The following is a 1,353-nucleotide window of genomic DNA, read 5'->3' on the forward strand; positions in this document are numbered from 1 at the left end:
ACACCGTATTGTGCGAGACCTTGATCCCGCGCGCATCCAACTCGTCCTTCAGCCGATGCAGCGTCAGTTCAGAGGTCTGATTGATCCGCTCCACAATGAAAGCCCGATGGGGCTCCAGAACGCGCTTACGGTGTCCGCCCAGCTTGCCCGGCGCCACCGAGCCGGTGGCACGGTAACGCTGCGACCACTTCACCACAGAGGAAACCGCAACGCCAAAGCGCGAGGCAACCGCACGGCAGGTCTCCCCGTCGACAACTGCCGCTACTGCACGCTCACGAAGATCATTTGAAAGCGCTCGCGTCATCAGATGCTGGCCTCCAATCCAGCCAGCATCTTGAATCACAAACATCCGGTTTTGGGAATCCTACGATTCTCCCAAAATAGGAAATGCTCTAGCCCGCACCGACTGGAATCCCGCTGGCCGAACCGCCGCTCACGGACGGGAATCCGTGCCGGTCGATAGCGTCACAGCTTGACGGCCGCTTCCCGGGCCCACAGCCGCAGCTTGCGGCAAGCCTGCACGAATGTGTTGGCGGAGGCTGCGGAGTCCAGCCGCATCAATCCCTCATCGGCATCGGCTGCGACGCCTGCCTTGGCCAGGAGAGGCGCGGCTCCCGGTGTGAAGCCGATGAATTTGCAATGCGCAAAGGCATCCGACACGAAGTCCTTCGCGGCTGCCTCCTTGACCAGCAACTCGGCGCCCGGCTCGGACAGGAGCAGGACCACGGCGTCGAACAGGACCGACGGACAGCCGTCGATCATGTGTCTGGCTTCGATGTGGGTGCCGTCTGCGGCCTCGACGCCGCCCACCTTGGGCGCTATCACCTCCATGACCGCGCCTTCCGTTTCGATGGCCGAGCGAAGTTGTTCGAAAAGGGCCGTGTCGGCCCCGTCGCTCAGCAACACGCCGACCTTGCGGCCTTTGAAACTATCGGGACCGTTCTCGATGATACTGAGAGCCGGAGACGGCGGCAGGTCGTCGCGCGGCGGGATGGCGGTCTCGGCGGGGTCGGGCATGTTCCGAATGCCAAGCTTGTCGGCGACTTGAGTCGCCAGCGTTTCGTCTATGTTCAGCAGATGCGCCACCATGCGTTCGCGGATCGCCGGTGCCTGCACCTTGCTCAATTCGAATGTCAGCGCCATGGCGATATGGCGTTGCTCCGGCGCTGTCTGGCTGTTGAAGAATTGCCGCGCCTGGCTGTAGTGGTCGGCGAAGCTCTCCGCCCGCAGACGCACCTTCTGCCCCTCTTCGGCGTCGGCGAAAGAGCGGAAGCCGCGTTGCGGATCCTCGCGGGGACCCGAGCCCCACGAATTCGGCTCATAGTTGGCGCGGCCGACCGGGTTGTGCATGGC

General features: G+C 63.3%; 2 protein-coding genes. Both read right to left on the reverse strand.

The window, feature by feature from the left end; all coding sequences use genetic code 11:
* Positions 1–304: transposase (locus FJ980_RS32010; RefSeq protein ID WP_246676667.1), on the reverse strand; the 304-nt coding region annotated here is incomplete at its 3' end.
* Positions 305–465: 161 nt separating this feature from the next.
* Positions 466–1,353, reverse strand: an 888-nt coding sequence (locus FJ980_RS32015; protein ID WP_281406358.1) for a catalase-related domain-containing protein, incomplete at its 5' end; no start/stop codon positions are given.

The organism is Mesorhizobium sp. B1-1-5 (assembly GCF_006443065.1).
In the GTDB taxonomy this organism is placed as follows: Bacteria; Pseudomonadota; Alphaproteobacteria; order Rhizobiales; family Rhizobiaceae; genus Mesorhizobium.